The sequence below is a fragment of the Curtobacterium sp. SGAir0471 genome, assembly GCF_005490985.1.
Taxonomy (GTDB): Bacteria; Actinomycetota; Actinomycetes; order Actinomycetales; family Microbacteriaceae; genus Curtobacterium.
In genome coordinates this window covers 714,679-735,456 of record NZ_CP027869.1, presented here as the reverse complement: position 1 = coordinate 735,456, position 20,778 = coordinate 714,679, and the positions used below count along the sequence as shown (strand labels likewise).

The following is a 20,778-nucleotide window of genomic DNA, read 5'->3' as shown; positions in this document are numbered from 1 at the left end:
TTTCCCAGAACGCTTGCGATGGGAGACGGGAACGGGCGTACCTGGTCGTTCCGGAAGGCCGAGTACGCCCGTTCCGACCCGGTACGCCCGGAAGCACCCGGTGCCGACGCGCGCGGAGCACGCGCGTCGCTCAGCGCGAGCGGGAGAACGCGGCGTCGAAGGCGGCGTCGGGCGGGGCGATCGTGCCGAGTCGGCGGACGAACGCCAGCGCCTCGGGGCCGCCGACGAGCCGGTCCATGCCGGCGTCCTCCCACTCGACGCTGGTCGGCCCCGCGTAGCCGATGTGGTTCAGCACGCGGAACACCCGCTCCCACGGCACGTCCCCGTGCCCGGCGGACACGAAGTCCCACCCGCGGCGGGGGTCGCCCCACGGCAGGTGCGACCCGAGTCGACCGTTGCGTCCGTCGAGCTGCTTGACCGACTCCTTGCAGTGCACGTGGTACACCCGGTCGGCGAAGTCGAGCAGGAACGCGGCGGGGTCGAGGTCCTGCCACACGAAGTGCGACGGGTCGAAGTTGAACCCGAACGACGGCCGGTCGGCGAACACCTCCAGCGCCCGCTTCGCCGTCCAGTAGTCGTAGGCGATCTCGGAGGGGTGCACCTCGAGCGCGAAGCGGACGCCGACCTCCTCGAACACGTCGAGGATCGGCGACCAGCGGTCGTGGAAGTCCTGGTACCCGGCTTCGATCATGCTCGCCGGGACCGGTGGGAACCCGGCGACGGTCTTCCAGATCGACGACCCGGAGAAGCCCGTCACGGTGTCGACGCCGAGTGCCCTGGCCGCCCGCGCGGTCCACTGCAGCTCCTCGGCCGCACGCTGCCGCACGCCCTCGGGATCGCCGTCACCCCACACGTGCGGCGCGAGGATGTCCTCGTGCCGCTGGTCGATCGGGTCGTCGCACACGGCCTGGCCGGTCAGGTGGTTCGCGATCGTCCAGACCTGCAGCCCGTTCCGCTCGAGGATCGCCTTCCGGTCGGTCACGTACTCCGGGTCCGTCGCGGCGCGCCGGACGTCCAGGTGGTCGCCCCAGCAGGCGATCTCCAGTCCGTCGTAGCCCCACTCGCCCGCCAGGCGTGCGACCTCCTCGAAGGGCAGGTCCGCCCACTGCCCGGTGAACAGGGTCACCGGCCTGGTCGACCGGGCACCGCCGTCCGGCCTGGAGGCGCTGCCCACCTCGGTCTCGCCGGTTCCGTCCGTCGTCGTCATCGTCGTCGTCCTTCCTCGCCTGTCGTGTGTCGTCTCGCGTCGTGCTGCCGACCCGCGCTGCTGCCGAGCGCGGCTGCTGCCGGATCGTGCTGCTGCCGAGTCTGGCTCACCAGGACCCGGGTGCGGCACCCGCCGGGACGGTGTCGGGCCGCTCGACACGCGACCGGACCTCGACCACCGTGTGCTCCCGGGCCGCGGTCGACACCGCCTCCATCACCTCGAGCACGTGGAACGCGAGCTCCCCGGACGCCCGGTGCGGACGGTCGGTCGCGATCGCGTGCGCCATGTCGGCGAGCCCGTACCCGCGCCCGGCGTCGGCGTACCCGGCACTCGTCGGCAGGTCCCGCCACTCGCGGGGCTGTGCTGTTCCCCCGTGGGCATCCGCGATCGACACCGTGTCGGAGAACCGGTTCGGGTCGGGGACGCCGAGCGTGCCCGCGGTGCCGTACACCTCGAACAGCGGCGCCCGGGTCGCCCAGACCTCGAACGACACGGTCACCGTGGAGACGACGCCGTCCGCGTGCTCGAGGACGGCGACCACGTGCGTGTCGACGTCCACCCGGAGCGGGGTGCCCGCCGCCGGCCCCGTCGCGATGGTGCGCTCGCGGTCCGACCGGGTCGAGGCACCGCTGACCCGGACGACCGGGCCGAAGAACGACACGAGGCTCGTCAGGTAGTACGGCCCCATGTCGAGCAGCGGGCCGCCGCCCGGCTGGTAGTAGAACGCGGGTGCCGGGTGCCAGAGTTCGTGCCCGGGTGCCGACCACGACACCGCGGCCGCGACGGGGGTGCCGATCGCGCCGCTGTCGAGCGCCTGGCGGGCGGTCTGGATCCCGGTCCCGAGCACCGTGTCCGGCGCGCTGCCGACCCGCAGGCCCGCGCGGCGGGCGAGGTCGAGCACGGGCTGCGCCTCGGCCGTCGACATCGCGAGCGGCTTCTCGCCGTAGACGTGCTTGCCGGCCTCGAGCGCCCGCGTGGCGATCTCGGCGTGCGCGGCCGGGATCGTCAGGTTGAGCACGACGTCGACGTCGTCCGCGGCGATGAGCTCGTCGACGCTCGTCCCCCGCACGCCCTGGGTCTCGCCCACGGCTCGTGCCCGGTCGACGTCGATGTCCGCGACGGCGGTGAGCGCGAGCCCGGGCAGCGCCGGGAAGTGCTCGAAGTACTGCTGGCTGATGACGCCGACACCGACGACCCCCACCCGCAACGGACGGTCGTTCACCGGGCTGCCCACAGGAGTCCCCTCTCGATGATCGTGCGGAGCGGCTGCGACTCTACGACCTCGAGCCGGTGCCCGGGCGCCGAGACGAACACGCGCCCCTGCCCCCACTGCCGGGTCCAGATCGCGGGCGCGGTGACCGGGCGGTTCCAGGCGTCGAAGTCCCGGGCCTCCTGCGTGGTCGTCGCCAGCACGTCGTTGTACTCGTCGGAGAGCACCCAGTACTGCTCGGTCACGAGGTCGAAGTCCTCGATGCCCCGCGTGATCGGGTGCTCGTGCCCCGCTTCGGTGATGTGCACCGTGTACGGGATGTAGTTGTCGGACTGCTCGCCGGTGCGCTCCGACGGGTGCTTGCCCGCGTGGTGCGCGAACTGCCCACCGACCATGTGCAGGTAGTCGGCGGTGTTCCGGAAGGCGTCGGCGATCCCGCCGTGCCACCCGGCGAGTCCGGCGCCGCCGAGCACCGCCCGCTGCAGTCCGGCGAACTCGTCGTCCGCGATCGTCGACATCGTGACGATCTGCACGATCAGGTCGACGTCGGCCATCGCGGCCTCGTCGGCGTAGACGGCGGTGCCCTCCTCGACGCGCACGTCGAAGCCGTTGTCGCGCAGGAACGGGACGAACAGGTCGGTGGTCTCGACGGGCATGTGCCCGTCCCACCCGCCGCGCACGACGAGGGCCTTCTTGTCCGGAGCCATCAGATCACCGTCCAGGCGCTGCCGTCGGCCGCACTGCGCTCGACCGCATCGAGGACCCGCTGCACGTGGAGGCCGTCCGCGAACGAGGGCTGCGGGTCGGTGCCCGCGACGATCGCCCGCACGAAGTCGGTGACCTGGTGGCTGAAGGTGTGCTCGTACCCGATGAGGTGCCCGGTCGGCCACCACGCTGCCATCCACGGGTGCTCCGGCTCGGTGACGAGGATGCGGCGGAAGCCCTGCTCCCCCGCGGGCGCCGACGACTCGTACAGGCGCAGCTCGTTCATCGACTCGAGGTCGAACTGGATCGCACCCTCGGACCCGCTGACCTCGAGCGTCAGTCCGTTCTTCCGGCCGGTCGCGTAGCGCGTGGCCTCGAAGGTGCCGATCGCGCCCTCGGCAGCGCCGCCGGTCAGCCGACCGAGGAAGAACGCTGCGTCGTCGACGGTGACCTGCCCGCGTTCGCTCGACGCGGTGCCGGAGAGCCCGACGCCCTCGGCCATCAGCGGGCGCTCGTGCACGAAGGTCTCGAGCGTGCCGGACACGGTCGACAGCTGTGCGCCCGTGACGTGCTCGACGAGGTCGATCGCGTGCGCACCGATGTCGCCGAGCGAGCCGGAGCCGGCGAGCGCCTTGTCCAGGCGCCACGTCATCGGACCGTCCTCGTCGGCCAACCAGTCCTGCAGGTAGAGCGCGCGGACCTGGCGGACCGTCCCGATCCTCCCGTCCGCGACCAGCTGCCGGGCGAACGCGATGGCGGGGACGCGCCGGTAGCTGAAGCCGACCATCGCGCGGACGCCGCGCTCGGCGGCGGCCTGCGCGGCGGCGGTCATCGCCTCGGCCTCGTCCACGGTGTTGGCGAGCGGCTTCTCGCACAGGACGTGCTTGCCGGCCTCGAGTGCGGCGATCGCGACCTCGACGTGCGAGGACCCGGGCGACACGACGTCGACGATGTCGATGTCGGGGTCCGCCACCACCTGCCGCCAGTCGGTCGACGCGGCCTGCCAGCCGTACTGCCGTCGCGCGGCCTCGGTGCGCTCGGCGTCACGGCCGACGACCACGGCCATCTCGGGCTCCACGCCGAGGTCGAAGAACCGCGGTGCGGTCCGCCACGCCTGGGAGTGCGCCGCTCCCATGAAACCGTGCCCGACCATGGCGACGCGCAGTCGTCCCGGTCCGTGTCCGTCCTGTGCCATCCACTCGCTCCTTTGCGATCCGGTGTTGCCAGGATCCACCCTACCGCTTATGTTGGGCGCGGCAACATTTTGTTTCGACGACGAACGGTGATCCACCATGGCAACGACGCCCACCCGCGACGACAAGTTCTCCTTCGGTCTCTGGACCATCGGCTACAACGGCTCCGACCCGTTCGGCGGCCCGACCCGTCCCGCGCTGGACGTGGTCGAGGCGGTCGAGAAGCTCGACGAGCTCGGCGCCTACGGCCTGACCTTCCACGACGACGACCTGTTCGCGTTCGGCTCGACCGACGCCGAGCGCCAGGCGCAGATCGACCGCCTCAAGGGCGCGCTCGACTCCACCGGGATCATCGTGCCGATGGTCACGACGAACCTGTTCTCGGCGCCGGTCTTCAAGGACGGCGGCTTCACCTCGAACGACCGGAACGTCCGTCGCTTCGCGCTCCGCAAGGTCCTCCGCAACCTCGACCTCGCCGCAGAGCTCGGCGCGAAGACCTTCGTCATGTGGGGTGGCCGCGAGGGCTCCGAGTACGACTCCGCCAAGGACGTGCAGGCCGCGCTCGAGCGCTACCGCGAGGCCGTCAACCTGCTCGCCCAGTACGTCACCGACAAGGGCTACGACATCCGCTTCGCCATCGAGCCGAAGCCGAACGAGCCCCGCGGCGACATCCTCCTGCCGACCCTCGGCCACGCGATCGCCTTCACCGAGACGCTCGAACGTCCGGAGCTGTTCGGCATCAACCCCGAGGTCGGCCACGAGCAGATGGCTGGACTGAACTTCACCGCCGGCATCGCCCAGGCGCTCTACCAGGGCAAGCTCTTCCACATCGACCTCAACGGCCAGCGCGGCATCAAGTACGACCAGGACCTCGTCTTCGGCCACGGCGACCTGCAGAACGCCTTCTCGCTCGTCGACCTGCTCGAGCACGGCGCCCCGCAGGGTGGCCAGGCGTACGACGGCCCCCGGCACTTCGACTACAAGCCGAGCCGCACCGAGGACATCACGGGCGTCTGGGACTCGGCGAAGGCGAACATGCGCATGTACCTGCTCCTCAAGGAGCGTGCGCAGGCGTTCCGCGCCGACCCCGAGGTGCAGGAGGCCCTGTCCGCCGCGAAGGTCGACGAGCTGAGCACCCCGACGCTGAACAGCGGTGAGTCGTACGACGACTTCCTCGCCGACCGCTCGGCGTACGAGGACTTCGACGCCGACGCGTACTTCGGGGGCAAGGGCTTCGGCTTCGTGCGCCTCCAGCAGCTCGCGATCGAGCACCTGATGGGCGCTCGTGGCTGAGCGTCGCCTCGTCGCCGGGGTCGACTCGTCGACGCAGTCCTGCAAGGTCACCGTCCGTGACGCCGGCACCGGTGCGGTCGTCCGGGAGGGGCGCGCGTCCCACCCGGACGGCACGTCCGTCGACCCCCGCCACTGGTGGGACGCGCTCGGCTCCGCGATCGCGGACGCCGGCGGGTTCGACGACGTCGCGGCGGTCGCGGTCGCCGGGCAGCAGCACGGCATGGTCGCGCTCGACGCCGACGGTCGCGTGGTCCGCGACGCGCTCCTCTGGAACGACGTCCGCAGCGCCGACGCGGCCGCCCAGATGGTCGAGGAGCTCGGCCGGGAGGCATGGGTCGCCCGCACGGGTCTTGTCCCGGTGGCGTCGTTCACCGGTACCAAGCTGCGGTGGCTCCGCGACGCCGAGCCGGAGAACGCGGCGCGCGTCGCCGCCGTCGCGCTCCCCCACGACTGGCTGTCGTGGCGGCTGCGCGGGTACGGCCCGGCGGACGAGAGCCCGCTCGGCCCGGACCTCGACGCACTGGCGACCGACGGCTCGGACGCCAGCGGGACCGGCTACTGGGACCCGGTGCGCCGGGAGTACGACGGGGAGCTGTTCGAGGCCGCGCTCGGTCGTCGCGCACGGGTCGCTGGGAACCAGGTTCCGGACGAGGAACCACGGCAGAGCGCGGTGCAGCGACCGGAACCTGGTTCCGCGGGCTCCTCAGATGCGGTCGTGGTGCCGCGGGTCGTGGCGCCGGACGAGGCGATGGGCACGCTGTCCTCCGACGTCGAGCTGCCGGGCGGCGGGGTCGCCCGTGCCGGACTCGTCGTCGGGCCGGGGCTCGGCGACAACGCGGGCGCCGCGCTCGGCCTCGGGCTCGGCCCGGGCGACGTCGCGGTGTCCCTCGGCACCAGCGGGACGGTCTTCGGCGTCACCGACACCGAGGTGACCGACCCGAGCGGGACCGTGGCGGGCTTCGCCGACGGGACCGGGTCGCGCCTCCCGATCGTCACCACGCTCAACGCGGCCCGCGTGCTCGAGGTGATCGGCGGACTCCTCTCCGTCGACCACGGCGAGCTCGGCGAGCTCGCGCTCCAGGCGCCGGCCGGGGCAGACGGACTCGTGCTCGTGCCGTACTTCGTCGGTGAGCGCACGCCGAACCGGCCGGACGCGACCGCCTCGCTCGTGGGCATGACGCCCGCGACGACGGACCGGGCGCACCTGGCACGCGCCGCCGTCGAGGGCATGCTGTGCGCCCTGGCCGACGGGCTCGCCGCGGTCGAGGACACCGGCGTGCACGTGTCGCGACTGCTGCTCATCGGCGGTGCCGCGCGGAACGAGGCCGTCCGTGCCGTCGCCGCGCAGGTGTTCGGCCGCGACGTGTCGATCCCGGAGCCCGGCGAGTACGTCGCCTCGGGTGCCGCACGACAGGCCGCGTGGGTGCTGACCGGGAGCCTGCCGTCGTGGGAGGTCTCCGCGACGGTCGTGCCCGCGGACCCGCACCCCGAGGTGCTCGAGCAGTACCGCGCCGCCGCACGCTGACCCGACGGTCGCGCAGCAGCCGCCCACCTGGTGGAATCGGGCGTACTTGGTCGGAAGTTCCGACCAGGTACGCCCGTTCCGACCGGGTACGCCCGGAACGACCCACCACCACTGAGGACCCCCATGCCGCTCACCGACCTGCCCCTGGACCAGCTCCGCGCCTACCGCCCGACGGTGCGGCAGCCCGACGACCTCGACGCGTTCTGGGCGGACACGATCGCCGGGGCCCGGGCGGCCGGCAGTGGGACCGAGCCCGTGCTCGTCCCCGCGACGACCCCGGTCACCGCGCTCGACGTGCAGGACCTGATGTTCCCGGGCTTCGCCGGCGACCCCGTCCGGGCCTGGGTCTCGCGTCCGGCCGGCGCGACGGGCGACCTGCCCGCCGTGGTCGAGTTCATCGGGTACGGCGGAGGCCGGGGTCTCCCGGGCGAGCGGGTGTCGTGGGCTCTCGCCGGGTACGTGCACGTCGTGATGGACACCCGCGGGCAGGGCAGCGGCTGGGGTTCCGGCGGCGACACCCCGGACCCGCACGGCTCGGGCCCGAACGGCGGTGGGTGGATGGCGAGCGGCATCGCCTCGCCTGCCGAGCACTACTACCGCCGGGTCTACACGGACGCCGTCCGGCTCGTCGACGCGGTCCGCACGCTGCCCGGCGTCGACCGGGACCGCATCGCGCTGACCGGCGGCAGCCAGGGCGGAGGCATCGCGATCGCCGCCGCCGCCCTGGTCGAGGCGCACACCGCACCGCTCGTCGCGGTGATGCCCGACGTCGCGTTCCTGTCCGACTGGGAGCACGGCACCGACGTCGCGGTAGGCGGTCCGTACCTCGAGCTCGCCCAGTACCTCGCCGTGCACCGGGACGCGGTCGACACCGTGTGGGACACCACGGCGTACTTCGACGGCGTGAACCTCGCCGCGCGGATCACGGCCCCCGCGCTGTTCTCCGTCGCGCTCATGGACGACGTGGTCCCCCGCGCACGACCTTCGCGGCGTACAACGCGCTCGCGTCGGCGGACAAGCAGATCGAGGTCTACCCGTACAACGGCCACGAGGGCGGCGGCCACCGGCACTGGGAACGGCAGGCGGCGTTCCTGGCCGAGCGGCTCGGATGACCAGTCGCAGTGTTAAAGTTATCGGCGCGCCTGCGTCGTTGATAAAGTTAACGCGTGCGTTCTCCGGTCACCAACCCGTTCCAGCCTGGCTCCGACGTCGTCCCTGATGTGTGGGCTGGGCGGGTCGAGCAGCTCTCCGACTGGCGTGACGTCGTCCGTCCACGTCGGCACGCCGGCCTCTACGAGACCGGGCGGACGATCCTCGGCGAGCCAGGGACGGGCAAGTCCAGTCTCGTCCGTCGGATCGCCCGTCACGCCATCGATTCCGGGGACTGGGTCACGCCGCAGCTCAGGATGCCCGCGGGAGCCGATCCGCTCCGCATCGTTGCTGCGGCACTCCTCCGGCTCGCGGACTCCGCCGGACTCCGGTCCTCGGCGCGGCAGGGTCTGCTCGACCTCTTCGCGCGGGTCGAGCAACTCGCCGTCTCGGGATTCTCGGTCACCGTCCGCCAGGGTCAGGGCCCGGAGGCGTTCACCAGTCTCTTCGAGCTGCTCGTCGAGATCGGGCAGGCAGCGATCGAGCAGGACAAGGTCGTCCTCGTCCACATCGACGAGGTGCAGAACATCTCGGACGAGGCGGCGCTCTCGCAGCTGCTCATCGCTCTCGGCGACGCCCTCGCCCACCAGGTCGACGTCGTCGCTCCCGGTGGGGTGGTGATCGAACGGTTCCTCCCGATCGCGGTCTACCTGACCGGGCTGCCCGACTTCGAGGACATGGCCGGGGCGCGCAAGGGAGCCACCTTCGCCCGGCGCTTCCGCACCGTCACCCTCACCTCGATCGACGAGCCCGACCTCGCCCAGGCGCTCCAGCCGTTCGTGATCGACGGGTGGACGACCCCGGCCGCGGACGGATCGACCGAGGTGGTCCACATGACCCCGGACGCGGTCCGCGCCCTGATCGCGCTGTGCTGCGGTGAACCGTTCCTCTTCCAGCTCGCGGGCCAGCGGGCGTGGAACGCGGGTGCCTCCCCGGTGATCACGGACGACGACGTCCGGAGCGGCTGGCAGGGTGCAGAGGGCGAGGCCTCCGCTCACGTCGAACGCATCCTCAACCGGTTGCCGTCGCGTGAGCGGGAGTTCGTGGAGGCGATGGCCGCACTCGATCCCTCGGAACGGACACTGACCACCATCGCCGAACAGATGGGCCTGGCGTCGGCCGCGAACGTCGGCCCGTTCTCGCAGCGGTTGGACACCGTGCGGGGCATCATCGTGCGTGGCAAGCCCTACTCGTTCCGCAACCGGGCCGTCGAGGCCTACCTGTCCACGGACTGGCCGCACGTGCGCTGATCCGCGACGGAGGACGGAACGCCGCGACGCGCACTGCCCAACGGGTTCCCGGCGGCGGGGCGCAGACTGGCTCCCGCATGCGTACCGATCCCCGAACCCCCACCGCCACTGCGACCGCGCAGCACGGCACCGTCGTCGACGACGCGGTCGAGCTGTTCGAGGGCGTCTACAGCAGTCACGACATCAACGTCGGGCAACCGGTGTCCGACGGGTTCTCCTACCGCTACCGCGCGGTCGGCGACGACCGGGTCACCATCGCGACGTCTGCGGTCGCCGCGCACCGCTGGGGCACGATCAACCCCGGACGCCAGTACACCCTGGCCTGGGCCACCGGACCCGGCATGGTGCTCGACGCCGACCGCCGCGACCCGATCACGATGCACCCGAACGTCCCCGTCACCTACCCGGTGGGGCGCCCCTTCGCCTTCGACGCCGCGCCGGCGGTCCAGCACGTGGTCCGCTTCGACGCCGACTTCCTCGAATCGGTCTCGGCCGCGCTCCGCGGTGACCTCCCCGGCCCGCTCGACCTCCGGACGACCGCCGACCAGGACGCCCTGCCCGCGCTGCGCCGCACGATCGCCGCTGCCGCGGCGACGCTGTGGGACCCGTCCGCCCTGCCGTCCGTCCGGGACACGCAGCACCGCAGGATCGCCGAGGCCGTCCTCGCGGCCTTCGACCAGACCCCGCTGTCGGGCGTCGCGGCGGCCGGGCGCGGAGCGGTCCGGGCCGCCCAGGAGTGGATCGCCGCGAACGCCCACCGCCCGCTGACGACCGCCGACGTCTGCCGCGTGACCGGTCTCAGTGCCAGGGGCCTGCAGGCGGCCTTCCACCGGGCGGGTGCGACGAGCCCGATGCAGTTCCTGCGCGACGTCCGCCTGCACCGCATCCGCACCGCGCTCGAGGCCGCGGACCCGACGACCACCACGGTCGCCGAGGTCGCGAGGGCCTGGGGCTTCGCCCACCTCGGCCGGTTCGCGGGCACCTACGCCGGCGCCTTCGGCGAGCGCCCCTCGGCCACCCTGCAGCGACGGGTCTCGCCGCCGACGGGTCAGTCCCCGAGCAGCGCGCCGACGGCGTCCACCACGACCTGACGGCGACGCTGCGGCACCACCGCGGCGACCGACGCGGCGGCCTCCGGCGGGAGCGTCGGCCAGACCCGGGCGAGCTGGACGACGAGTCCGTACAGCACCGCGGGGCGGAAGCGTCGCGGGAGCACCCCGGCGCGCTGGGCCCGCTCGACCTCGGCGACCGCGTCCGCGTACTGCTCGGCGAGCGCCTCGAGCGGCACCTCCGGCCGCTCGAGCCGGTGCCAGGTCGCGAGCCGTTCCACCCACGGACGCTCGACCAGGACGTCGTGCAGACGCCCGGCCCACGCGGCCAGGTCGGCGGTGTCGAGCGGCGCAGCGTCGTGGACGGCCGTCAGCTCGCTCGTGAGCAGCGCGTCGAAGAGCCCGTCCTTGCCGCCGAAGTAGTGGAAGACCTGCGCCTTGTTGCTGCCGGCCTCGGAGGCGAGGCGCTCGACGCGCGCCCCGGCCAGCCCGTGGGCGGCGAACTCGTCGCGGGCGGCGGCGAGCAGGGTCGCGCGCATCGCGTCGGCAGCGGGGGGCGTGAAGCGGGCCATGCCCGACACGGTACCGACCCACGGTGCGGTCCGACGACGACGCGGCGATCCGGGACGGACGGGAGGCCCGTGGCGGCGTCGCCACGGGCCTCCCGTTGCGTCGGTGCTCGGGTCGGCTACTCCGCCGTCTCGTCGTCCTCTTCGGGGTTGAAGTGCGAGTCGTCCCCGGCGAAGCCGGCGGCGACGCCCTCGGGGTGTGCGGGGATGGTGCCGTCCTCGCCGAGGCCGCCGGGCTTCTCGGTGCCCTCGGGGTCGTTGACGGTGTCGCGGGGGGCGTGTGCGTCGGACATGGCGTGCTCCTTCACGGTGTGAGGAGGGCCACGGTACCCACGCTCCCCCGGGGTTCCCGGGACGGCGTCGGATCCCGGACCTCCCGGTGCGGTCCGCGGCCGTGTAGCCTCACGACCACCGGGACCAGGAGGGGCGTCATGGGAGAACAGGACCGCGACCGACCGTGGGGCGACGACGCGTTCGAGTACCCGCGGAAGCGCGGCTTGTTCGCGACGGCCGTGAGCATCGTGACGCGCTCCGTCACCGCCGTGGGCGCAGCGCGGAACGGCGGGCAGTCGCCCAGGCAGTTGCCGCTCGACCCGCCGCCGGGCCGGTACGACCACCGCCCCTGACGGCGTCGCGTCGGAGCCGCCTCCCGGTCCCTCCGTGTGAGGTTTCGAGTGATCGCGGAGTGCGCCGAGCGGCCTGCTGGACGAGCGGGGCGCGCACCGGGCCGGTTGGCTGGTCGCAGGTCGTCGGAACCACCGGCGCGCGACCCGAGAGGCCACGATGGACTGGCAGTTCGACGGCATCCCCCTCCACCCGCTCCTCGTGCACCTGACCACGGTCAGCGTCCCGGTCGCGGCCCTCACCGCGATCGTCACCGCGGCGTGGCCGGCGGCCCGACGGTGGCTCGCGGTCGGCGCACCGGTCATCGCCCTGGTGGCGCTGGTGTCGGTGCCGCTCGCGACCTCGTCCGGGGAGTGGCTCGAACACCGTGAGCGGGAGACCGCGTTGCTCGAGCGGCACACGGAGCTCGCGGACGGACTGCTGCCGTGGTCGATCGCGGTGTTCGTGCTGCTGACGCTGTGGTGGGGCTGGCACCGCTTCGCCGCCCCGCGGGTGACGAGCTCCGGGCTCGTGCGTGCGGTGGGCATCGTCGGCCCCGTGCTGCTCGTCGCAGCCGGCATCGGTTCGCTCGTCGAGGTCGTCGTCATCGGCCACGCCGGCGCCGTCTCGGTCTGGAAGGGCTGACAGGACCCCCCACCGCGTTGCGCACCGTTCCCGCCGTCCTCACAGCGGCGAGGCGGAGCGTGACGGGTGACCCCCGCGTTCCGCGGACAGTCATCGAACAGGAGCAGCGTTGAGCGACGACAGCACGACCGGCACGGACGACACCGGCCAGCAGCACGACGGCCACCACGACACCGCGACCCCGCAGGGCGCCTCGTTCCACGGCAGCCACGCCCGGGACGCCGACGGCACGGACACCTGCAGCTTCCACATGGCCGGCTCGCTGCCCGCCGGTGGCGACCACCTGGGCGGCACGTTCGGCCAGGCGCCGTCGTCGCTCGAGGGCTGGTACCCGCAGCGGCTCCGCGTCGAGCTGCTGCACCGCAACGGGGTCGACGCCGACCCGCTCGGCGCGGACTTCGACTACGCGGCGGCCTTCGCCACGATCGACCTCGAGGAGCTCAAGCGCGACATCAAGCAACTGCTCACGACCTCGGTCGACTGGTGGCCCGCCGACTACGGCAACTACGGCCCGCAGATGATCCGCATGGCCTGGCACGCCGCCGGCACCTACCGGATCGCGGACGGCCGCGGCGGCGCGGGCACCGCGATGCAGCGCTTCGCCCCGATCAGCAGCTGGTGGGACAACGGCAACACCGACAAGTCACGGCGCCTGCTCCAGCCGATCAAGCACAAGTACGGCAACGCGCTCTCGTGGGCCGACCTGATGGTCCTCACCGGCAACTGCTCGCTCGAGCTGATGGGCCTGCCGACGTACGGCTTCGGCGGCGGTCGCCTCGACGCCTGGGAGCCGGACGAGGGCACATGGTGGGGTCCTGAGGTCTGGGACCCGCACCACGTCGAGAGCTACGACGACATGGTGCAGCGTGACGAACGGTGGCACGGCGAGAACGGCGACGCCGACTACGACCTGCAGAGCCCCCTCGCCGCGTCCCACCAAGCGCTCATCTACGTCAACCCCGAGGGCCCGTACGCGAACGGCGACCCGATGGGCTCGGCCCGCGACATCCGCATCACGTTCAGCCGGATGGCGATGAACGACGAGGAGACCGTCGCCCTGATCGCCGGCGGCCACGCGTTCGGCAAGAGCCACGGCCAGGTGCCGGCGGCCCAGATCGGCCCGCCGCCGGAGATCGCCCCGATCGAGGCGATGGGCCTCGGCTGGCACAACCCGCAGGGTGCCGGCAACGGCAAGGACACCATGACGAACGGCATCGAGGGCAGCTGGACCCAGGACCCGACCCGCTGGGACAACAGCTACCTCGAGAACCTGTTCGGGCACGAGTGGGAGCAGACGAAGAGCCCCGCCGGCGCCCTGCAGTGGACGCCGGCGGACCCGGACGCCCCGCGCACCCCCGACGCCCACGTGCCCGGGGAGACGCACGCGCTCATGATGATGACCTCGGACATCGCGCTGAAGGTCGACCCGGCCTACCGCGAGGTGTGCGAGCGCTTCCTCGCCGACTTCGACCTGTTCACGACGGCGTTCTCGAAGGCCTGGTACAAGCTGACGCACCGCGACATGGGGCCGAAGCACCGCTACCTCGGCCCGGATACGACGATCTCGGACGACCTGCTCTGGCAGGACCCGCTGCCCGACGCGGTCGGCGAACCACTGACCGACGCGGACGCCGATGCCCTGCGACAGGCGATCCGCGCGACCGGCACGCCGGTGTCCGACCTGGTCGTCACCGCGTACTCGGCTGCCTCGACCTACCGCGACAGCGACAAGCGCGGCGGCGCGAACGGTGGGCGGATCGCGCTCGCGCCGCAGAAGGACTGGTCGATCAACCAGCGCACCGTCCCCGTCGTCGAGACGCTGCGCGGCGTCAAGGCGACGTTCGAGCAGGGCGGGAAGCACGTCTCCCTCGCCGACCTCGTGGTCCTGGCGGGCTGCGTCGGGGTCGAGGACGCCGCGCGCGCCGCCGGCGTCGAGGTAACGGTGCCGTTCACCCCGGGCCGCGTCGACGCCTCGCAGGAGCAGACCGACGTCGAGATGTTCGAGTGGCTCCGGCCGATCGCCGACGGGTTCCGGAACCACGTGTCCGAGCGCTTCGCGGACTTCGCCCCCGGTGTCGCGCCGGAAGCCGTGTTCCTCGACCGTGCGAACCTCATGACGCTGACCGCCCCGGAGTGGACGGTGCTCACCGGCGGGCTCCGGGTGCTCGGCGCGAACTGGGACGGCTCGTCGACGGGCGTCCTGACCGAGCGGGTCGGTGCGCTGACGACGGACTTCTTCGTCAACCTGACCGACACCGACCTGGTGTGGAAGAAGACCGACGACACCGAGACGACCTTCACCGGGACCGTGCAGGCCACCGGCGAGGAGCGCTGGACGGCGTCGCGGAACGACCTGGTGTTCGGCTCCAACGCCCAGCTCCGCTCGATCGTCGACGTCTACGCCGGCAGCGACGGTCAGGAGCGCTTCGTGCGGGACTTCGTCGCCGCGTGGGACAAGGTCATGATGCTCGACCGCTACGACGTGAAGGGGCACCGCCGGTACGGCCCGATGGCCGCCTGAACCGGAGGTCCCTGCGCGCGGTCAGGCGCGGCTGAGGACGACGACCGTGACGTCGTCCTCGGCCCGCTCGGCCGCGCGCAGCCGCACCGTCTCGAGGAAGGCCTCGATGCCGGACGCCGCGCGCAGCGTGCGTGCGAGGTCGAGGAGCGTGTCGATCGTGCCGTCGCCCAGGTCGAGTGCGCCGTCGCTCACGACGACGAGGGCGTCGCCGGGTGCCAGGACCGTGCTCGACGCGTGCCGTGGGGCCCCCTCGGGGTGCAGCCCGAGCGGCAGGCCGCGCGACCGGAGCACCCGCGGCGCCCCGTCCGCCGGGACGTGCACCGCCAGACCGTGGCCGGCGTCCACCACGTCGACGACCCCGCTGTCCGGGTCGAGCCGGGCGTGGAACAGGGTGGCGAAGGCGTTCGCCCGGCCGAGGTCCTCGGCGAGCGCGGGTTCGACGGCGGCGACCGCGGACACGGGCGCGACGGTCCGGTGCTGGCGGAGGGCGGCGCGGATGCCCGCCGCGAGCAGCGCCGCCGGCTGCTCCTTGCCCATCACGTCGGCGAGGGTCAGCACGAGGTCGCCGTCGACCACGGACCAGTCGTGCAGGTCACCGCTGAGGTCCCCGTAGGGCACCGTGACCGCCGCGATGCGGTACCCGGCGGGTGCGACCGCGTCCGGCGCGAGTGCGGTGGCGACCTCGAGCAGGCGGTCGTGGTGCAGCCCCTGCCCGAGGGCACGCTCGGCCCAGTGCCCGAGGTCGATGAGCGCGGCGGTGTCCTGCGGGGTGAACGCGCGCGGTCGGGTGTCCATCAGGCAGAGGGTCCCGACGGGCTCCCCGCCGGCGACGGTCAGCGGGACGCCCGCGTAGAAGCGGATGCCGCGCCGCGTGACACCCGGCAGGTCGGCGGTCCGGGGGTCGGCGGTGGTGTCCGGGACGATCGTCGGCTCCGCCTGCTGCGCCGTCAGCTGGCAGAAGGACCACCCGACCGGCCCGGAGACGATCTCGTCGGGCACGTTCGGGGTGAGGGTGTGCAGCAGGTCGTCGTCGAGCACGTTGACGTAGGACAGCGGCACGTCGAAGACCTCGCGCGCGACCCGGACGATGCGCTCGAAGCGCTCCGACGGGGCCGCGTCGACGACGTCGAGCGCCGCCACGAGCGCACTGCGCACGCGTGCCTGGTCGTCCGTGCTCACGGGTGTCGTCCTCCTCCTGGTCCACCGGGGCCGCGGTGCGTGGTGGCACACCGTGGGACGCGGTCCCGTGGGGGACTCCTTCCACCGTACCGGCCCGACGTCCCCGGGCGTGCGGCCGCCGTCGCGGAGGACCCTGATCCGGTCACTCCGCGACGGCGACGGCAACGGCGTCGCCGTCTCGGTCAGCCGACCCGCTCAACCCGTCGTCCAGGTGACGACCCTCCGGTCGGCCGGCGTGACCTCGTGCACCGTACCCGTCACCCGCACGACCGCGCGGTCCGTCGCGGACCGGGGGAACTCGTGCCGGACCGGCCCGTCGCCCGACGCGACGATCCCGCCGGTCTCGAGCGGGCCTCCCGGCAGGGACGCCCCCGCATCGGACGCGACCCACACCTCGACGTCACCCGGCTCGACCACCTTCCGCATCGCTCGGTCGGTGAACGCGAACCGAGCCAGCGGCACGTCGAACCGGACCGTCACGGACTCCCCCGCCGCCACGGCGACCCGCGCGTACCCGAGCAGCTGCGCGACCGGTCGCGTGACGGACGCGTGCGGGTCGTGCCCGTAGAGCTGGACGACCTCGACGCCGTCACGGTCACCGGTGTTCCGCACCGTGACCGCAACGGTCAGTGCCCCGTCCGTGGTCGCGGTCCCCGCCACGGTGAGGTCCTCGTACGCGAAGGACGTCCACGTCAGGCCGAAACCGAACGGTCGGACCGGGGTGGAGTCCGTCGCCGTGACGTCGGACGGTCCGCCGAGGCGCGGGTGCAGGTACGAGTACGGCTGCGCCCCGGCGGACCGCGGCAGCGAGACGGGCAGACGGCCCGACGGCGCGACGGCACCGGTGAGCAGGTCCGCGATTGCGGTGCCGCCCTCCTCCCCCGGGAAGAACGCCTGCACGACCGCCGCGGGCTCCGGCTGCTCGCCGTCCAGCGCCCAGCCGATCGCGTACGGCCGACCGGTGAGCAGCACGACGACCGTCGGGGTGCCGGTGGCGACGACGGCCTCGACGAGCTCGCGCTGCACGCCCGGCAGCTCGAGCGACTCGGAGTCGTTGCCCTCGCCGACGGTGCCGCGACCGAACAGGCCGGCCTGGTCGCCGACCACGACGACCGCGACGGCCGACTCCCGCGCGGTCGCGACGGCCTCTGCGAAGCCGGAGCGGTCGTCGCCCTCGACCTCGGCGCCGCGGGCGTACCGGACGGCGTCGGGGCCGAGCGACTCCTGCAGCGCCTCGAGCACGGTCGGGATGGCGAACCCGAGGTCCAGGCCCGGGTGGGTGGCGAGCACGTGGTTCGCGAACGAGTAGCAGCCCTGCAGGGCCTCGGCGCGGTGGGCGTTCGGGCCGATCACCGCGATCGGGCCCTGCAGGACGGCGCCCGGGGTCAGGGAGACGGGGACTGCGGCAGCGCCGCCGACGCCGTCGGCAACGGCAGCAGCACTGCCGGCGCCGCCCGCAGCGCCGAGCGGCAGCACGCCGTCGTTCGACAGCAGCACCAGCGACTCGGCCGCCAGCCGCTTCGCGAGCGCCCGGTGCTCCGGCGAGTCGAGATCGATGCCCGTCGGCGGCTCGTCCTCGAAGACGTCCGGGTCGAGCAGGCCGAGCCGCTCCTTCTGGCGGAGCACCCGGAGCACGGCACGGTCCACGAGGGCCTCGTCGACGAGCCCGCTGCGGACCCGCTCGACGAGCGGCGCCAGGTAGGCGTCGCCGGTCGGCAGCTCGACGTCGACGCCCGCCGCGAGCGCGGTCGCGGCCGCCTCACCGCGGTCGCGGGCGACGCCGTGCATCACCTCGAGGAACGCGACGGAGAAGTAGTCCGCCACGACGGTGCCGTCGAAGCCGAGCCGGTCGCGCAGCAGGTCGGTGAGCAGCGCCGGGTCCGCCGCGACGGGTACGCCGTCGATCTCGGCGTACGAGTTCATGACGCTCCGGGCGCCGCCGTCGACGAGCGCCATCTCGAACGGCGGCAGGAAGACGTCGGCGACCTCGCGCGGTCCGGCGTGGACCGGCGCGTGGTTGCGTCCGGCCCGCGAGGCCGAGTAGCCGAGGAAGTGCTTGAGCGTCGCGTCGACGCCGGCGCTCTGCACGCCGCGCACGTAGGCGGTGCCGACGGTGCCGACCAGGTACGGGTCCTCGCCGATGCACTCGTCGACCCGGCCCCAGCGGGGGTCGCGGACCACGTCGAGCACGGGCGCGAGGCCCTGGTGCACGCCGAGCTCCCGCATCGAGCGGCCGATGACGGCGCCGACCTGCTCGACGAGCTCGGGGTCGAAGGACGCACCCCAGGCCAGCGGCGTCGGGAACGTCGCCGCCTTCCACGCCGCGAGGCCGGTCAGGCACTCCTCGTGCACGAGCGCCGGGATGCCGAGCCGCGTCTCGCGCTTCAGCCGACGCTGTTCCGCCCACAACCAGGCGGCGCGCTCGTCGGGCTCGACGGGACGGGTGCCGTAGACGCGGGTGTACTGGCCGAGGCCGTGCCGTGTGACGTCGGCGAGGGTCGTGTCCTGCTGGGCCGCGGCCATCTCGCCCTGCATCGGGGCGACGACGCCGTTCTGGTCGAGCCAGTAGCCGACCAGCTGCGCGGTCTTCTCCTCGAGGGTCATCGCGGCCAGCAGCGTGGTGACGGGGTCGGACGCGGTGCCGTCCGTCACGTGCTCGGGGTCGGACGGGAGGCCCGTGGTGGCGCCGCCACGGGCCTGGCGTCCGTCACGGACGGCGGACGCGACCGGTGCTGCGGCTGCGCCACGCGCCTCCTGGCCGTCGGTGGCGACGGCGTGGTCGAGCGTGGTCACCCCTTCACCGCCCCGGTCAGGCCGCCGACGATGCGCTTCTGGAAGATCGCGAAGAACACCAGGGCCGGGATCATCGAGAGCGACGTGAAGGCGAGCACCCGGGCCGTGTCGACCGAGTACTGCGACGCGAACGCCTGCACGCCGAGCGGCAGCGTGTAGGTCGCCGCGTCGTTGAGGATGAAGAGCGGCAGGAGGTAGCTGTTCCAGCTGCCGATGAACGCGAGGATGCCGACGGTGACGACGCCGGGCAGCGACAGCGGCACGACCATGCGGAAGAAGAACCCGATGCGGCTCGCGCCGTCGATGGCGGCGGCCTCCTCGAGCTCGTCCGGGATCGCGCGGAGGAACGGCACGAGGATGATCACCGTCGTCGGCAGCGCGAAGGCGATCTGGGGCAGGATCACGCCGGCGAGGTTGTTCGTCAGGCCGAGGTCCTTCACGAGGATGTAGAGCGGCGTGATCGCGACCGTGATCGGGAACATCAGACCGGCGGCGAAGAGCGAGTAGAGCGCGCCGCTCCCCCGGAACCGGTAGCGGGCGAGGACGAAGCTGACCATGAGCCCGAGCACGACGACGCCGATCGTGGTGGTCACACCCGCGATCACGGAGTTGCCCAGCTGCTGCCAGAACACGCCGCTCGTCAGGACGTTGACGTAGTTGCCGATCTGCCACGGGTTCGGCAGGCCGGCGGGGCTCGCCGTGATCTGCGCGTTCGTGCGGAACCCGCCGAGCACGATGTACGCGACCGGGCCGATGCACACCGCGATGAACAGCAGCGCGATGAAGTAGGTGCCGAGGTTGCGGTCGCTCTTGACGGGGCGGCTGTCGCGCTGGCGGCGCTTCGGGGCGACGAGGGAGGCGGTGGCGGTCATCGGTCGCCCTTCTCGGTCAGGGCACCGGCGGTGTCGCGGCGCAGGACGAACCGCTGGTAGACGAGGGCGACGACCAGCGAGATGAGGAAGATGACCACGGCGACGGCGTTGCCGTACCCGTAGTTGCCGGAGAGCCGACCGTTGCCGACCATGTAGGTCGCCATCGTCGAGGTGCCGGCGGTCGAGGCGATGTACTGGCCCCAGATGATGTAGACGAGGTCGAACAGCTGGAGCGACCCGATGATCGACAGGAACGCCCAGATGCGCAGCGTCGGGCCGAGGAGCGGCAGCGTGATGCGCCGCTGGATCTGCCAGTAGCTCGCGCCGTCGAGCTGCGCCGCCTCGAACAGTTCCTCGGGGATGCTCTGCAGGCCGGCGAGGAACAGGATCACCGCGAAGCCGATGTACTTCCACGAGATGATCCCGAGCAGGGTCCAGAGCGCGATGTCGGGGTTCGAGAGCCAGTCGTTGCGCAGGAACCCGAGGCCGAGCGACTGCAGCAGGTCGTTCACCGCGCCGCTGGACTGGAGCATGAGGCTCCAGCCGGTACCGACGATGACCTCGGAGATGACGTAGGGCAGGAAGATGAGGACGCGGATGAGCCCGCGGCCGCGGATGCGCTGGTTGAGCAGCAGCGCGAGGATGATCGCGATCGGGCCCTGCACGACGAGGGAGCCGATGACGATGAAGAGGTTGTGCCAGAGCACGGCCCGGAAGTCCGGGTCGGTGAAGATCACCTTGTAGTTCTGCAGGCCGACGAAGTCGACCGGGGCGCCGTAGCCCTGCCACTTGTAGAAGCCGTAGTAGGCGGCCAGTGCGACGGGCAGGATGACGAACCCGACGAACATGATGACCGCCGGGCCGGCGAGGACGGCGATCTCGACCCGGGTTCGGACGTCGGTGCCCTTGCGGACCCGGCGGGCCGGGGCCGACGGCGAACCGTCGGCCCCGCCCGTGCGACGCCCCGTCCCGGACCGCGCCTCGTTCGAGCGCGGTGCGACGGAGGTGGTCATGT

Annotated in this window: 17 protein-coding genes and 1 pseudogene; 8 read left to right on the top strand and 10 right to left on the bottom strand. The window is 72.7% G+C overall.

The window, feature by feature from the left end; translation table 11 throughout:
- Window positions 1–130: 130 nt before the first annotated feature.
- The 4 genes from C1N91_RS03455 to C1N91_RS03440 all read right to left on the bottom strand — a co-directional run bounded on the left by C1N91_RS03455 (window position 131) and on the right by C1N91_RS03440 (window position 4,317).
- On the bottom strand, window positions 131–1,207 hold the full coding sequence (locus C1N91_RS03455; RefSeq protein ID WP_254678330.1) for a sugar phosphate isomerase/epimerase family protein: 1,077 nt from the start codon (window positions 1,205–1,207) through the stop codon (window positions 131–133).
- Between the two features lie 106 nt (window positions 1,208–1,313).
- Window positions 1,314–2,441, bottom strand: coding sequence for a Gfo/Idh/MocA family protein (locus C1N91_RS03450; protein ID WP_254678329.1), 1,128 nt, complete (start codon window positions 2,439–2,441; stop codon window positions 1,314–1,316).
- Window positions 2,426–3,124, bottom strand: coding sequence for a ThuA domain-containing protein (locus C1N91_RS03445; protein WP_058728956.1), 699 nt, complete (start codon window positions 3,122–3,124; stop codon window positions 2,426–2,428). Before C1N91_RS03445 ends, C1N91_RS03450 begins: the two co-directional genes overlap by 16 nt.
- Window positions 3,124–4,317, bottom strand: coding sequence for a Gfo/Idh/MocA family protein (locus C1N91_RS03440; RefSeq protein ID WP_254678328.1), 1,194 nt, complete (start codon window positions 4,315–4,317; stop codon window positions 3,124–3,126). The genes C1N91_RS03445 and C1N91_RS03440 overlap by 1 nt, the downstream gene beginning before the upstream one ends.
- A 97-nt stretch (window positions 4,318–4,414) precedes the next feature.
- On the opposite strand from C1N91_RS03440, the gene xylA reads away from it, so the two are divergent.
- From xylA to C1N91_RS03415, 5 genes and pseudogenes are all read left to right on the top strand, one after another.
- A complete protein-coding gene (gene xylA, locus C1N91_RS03435; protein ID WP_137766612.1) occupies window positions 4,415–5,608 on the top strand; it encodes a xylose isomerase in 1,194 nt (397 codons plus the stop codon).
- Window positions 5,601–7,133, top strand: a complete 1,533-nt coding sequence (locus C1N91_RS03430; RefSeq protein ID WP_137766611.1) for a xylulokinase — start codon at window positions 5,601–5,603, stop codon at window positions 7,131–7,133. Before xylA ends, C1N91_RS03430 begins: the two co-directional genes overlap by 8 nt.
- A 123-nt stretch (window positions 7,134–7,256) precedes the next feature.
- Window positions 7,257–8,245: pseudogene (locus tag C1N91_RS03425) on the top strand (acetylxylan esterase).
- Between the two features lie 54 nt (window positions 8,246–8,299).
- A complete protein-coding gene (locus tag C1N91_RS03420) occupies window positions 8,300–9,532 on the top strand; it encodes an ATP-binding protein (RefSeq protein ID WP_137766610.1) in 1,233 nt (410 codons plus the stop codon).
- Between the two features lie 77 nt (window positions 9,533–9,609).
- The gene (locus tag C1N91_RS03415) at window positions 9,610–10,623 is read left to right on the top strand and encodes an AraC family transcriptional regulator (protein ID WP_137766609.1); all 1,014 of its coding nucleotides are present in this window, start codon (window positions 9,610–9,612) and stop codon (window positions 10,621–10,623) included.
- On the opposite strand, the gene C1N91_RS03410 is transcribed toward C1N91_RS03415, so the two are convergent.
- A complete protein-coding gene (locus C1N91_RS03410) occupies window positions 10,581–11,153 on the bottom strand; it encodes a TetR family transcriptional regulator (protein ID WP_137766608.1) in 573 nt (190 codons plus the stop codon). The two genes, C1N91_RS03415 and C1N91_RS03410, sit on opposite strands and share 43 nt — an antisense overlap.
- A gap of 116 nt (window positions 11,154–11,269) precedes the next feature.
- Complete coding sequence (locus C1N91_RS16595; protein ID WP_175415898.1) at window positions 11,270–11,443, bottom strand: hypothetical protein; 174 nt, start codon at window positions 11,441–11,443, stop codon at window positions 11,270–11,272.
- A gap of 138 nt (window positions 11,444–11,581) precedes the next feature.
- On the opposite strand from C1N91_RS16595, the gene C1N91_RS03405 reads away from it, so the two are divergent.
- From C1N91_RS03405 to katG, 3 genes are all read left to right on the top strand, one after another.
- Window positions 11,582–11,776 (top strand): hypothetical protein, encoded by a 195-nt coding sequence (locus C1N91_RS03405; RefSeq protein ID WP_137766607.1) that lies wholly within the window; start codon window positions 11,582–11,584, stop codon window positions 11,774–11,776.
- 157 nt (window positions 11,777–11,933) lie between these two features.
- The gene (locus C1N91_RS03400; protein ID WP_137766606.1) at window positions 11,934–12,398 is read left to right on the top strand and encodes a DUF2231 domain-containing protein; all 465 of its coding nucleotides are present in this window, start codon (window positions 11,934–11,936) and stop codon (window positions 12,396–12,398) included.
- 109 nt (window positions 12,399–12,507) lie between these two features.
- On the top strand, window positions 12,508–14,919 hold the full coding sequence (gene katG, locus C1N91_RS03395; RefSeq protein WP_254678327.1) for a catalase/peroxidase HPI: 2,412 nt from the start codon (window positions 12,508–12,510) through the stop codon (window positions 14,917–14,919).
- Between the two features lie 21 nt (window positions 14,920–14,940).
- Here katG and C1N91_RS03390 read toward each other — a convergent pair whose 3' ends face one another.
- The 4 genes from C1N91_RS03390 to C1N91_RS03375 all read right to left on the bottom strand — a co-directional run bounded on the left by C1N91_RS03390 (window position 14,941) and on the right by C1N91_RS03375 (window position 20,776).
- Window positions 14,941–16,098 (bottom strand): PP2C family protein-serine/threonine phosphatase, encoded by a 1,158-nt coding sequence (locus C1N91_RS03390; protein WP_137766605.1) that lies wholly within the window; start codon window positions 16,096–16,098, stop codon window positions 14,941–14,943.
- A gap of 195 nt (window positions 16,099–16,293) precedes the next feature.
- Window positions 16,294–18,702: a glycoside hydrolase family 3 N-terminal domain-containing protein gene (locus tag C1N91_RS03385; protein ID WP_137768642.1), complete on the bottom strand. Its 2,409-nt coding sequence runs from the start codon at window positions 18,700–18,702 to the stop codon at window positions 16,294–16,296.
- Between the two features lie 185 nt (window positions 18,703–18,887).
- Window positions 18,888–19,763 carry a carbohydrate ABC transporter permease gene (locus tag C1N91_RS03380; RefSeq protein ID WP_137766604.1) on the bottom strand — a complete coding sequence of 292 codons (876 nt, stop codon included), beginning with the start codon at window positions 19,761–19,763 and terminating at the stop codon, window positions 18,888–18,890.
- Window positions 19,760–20,776, bottom strand: coding sequence for a carbohydrate ABC transporter permease (locus C1N91_RS03375; protein WP_137766603.1), 1,017 nt, complete (start codon window positions 20,774–20,776; stop codon window positions 19,760–19,762). The genes C1N91_RS03380 and C1N91_RS03375 overlap by 4 nt, the downstream gene beginning before the upstream one ends.
- Window positions 20,777–20,778 lie beyond the last annotated feature (2 nt).